Below are 560 nucleotides of genomic sequence, written 5' to 3'. Positions count from 1 at the left end.
AAACGACGTTGACTCCTTGAGTCAGCTTACTTTTAATCACCTAATACTATTTTTTATCACCCCCACCCCCGGCCTAATGATTAAGGAATAAGAACTAAGGATGGGAGCAAAGGCTGTAGTCGGTGTAGTAGATGTCGGCGCCCCCGTCCACTGTACCGTATTGCACTGTACCGTAGTTTGCGTACACGACAAACTGGCGGTTATTATCATACGAGTCACTAGTCCAGTAATAAAAGTCGATGAAGCCAACGCCTGAATAATCATACATACGACCCCACTCAGAGAAAAAACCAGAACCTATATGACGAATGTAATAATTATTAGGCGAGGAAGGGGGGGCGCCGACTGAACCCTGACACCAAGCGCCTGATTCAACACCACGACAAGATGCATTGGTTAAATCCTTTACGCGAGGCACTTGATAACCAAGACTATTACACCAAGATAAGGTATTAGAATAAGTGTCCTCCTTAGAACCACGGTGGACGAACCACTGCTTCAAAGTAAAACCATATTTGACGACTGGAGCACCATTACTATCACGACCGACCAACTCGAAG

1 pseudogene is annotated in these 560 nt (G+C 45.4%); it reads right to left on the bottom strand.

The annotated features are described in order from the left end of the window. Positions 1–94 precede the first annotated feature (94 nt). Positions 95–560 (bottom strand): annotated as a pseudogene (locus tag J3U16_RS12050) (hypothetical protein); the annotation flags it as partial.

It is taken from the genome of Gilliamella sp. B3023, from assembly GCF_026536845.1.
In the GTDB taxonomy this organism is placed as follows: Bacteria; Pseudomonadota; Gammaproteobacteria; order Enterobacterales; family Orbaceae; genus Gilliamella; species Gilliamella apicola_E.
This window is presented reverse-complemented; position numbering and strand designations above follow the sequence as displayed.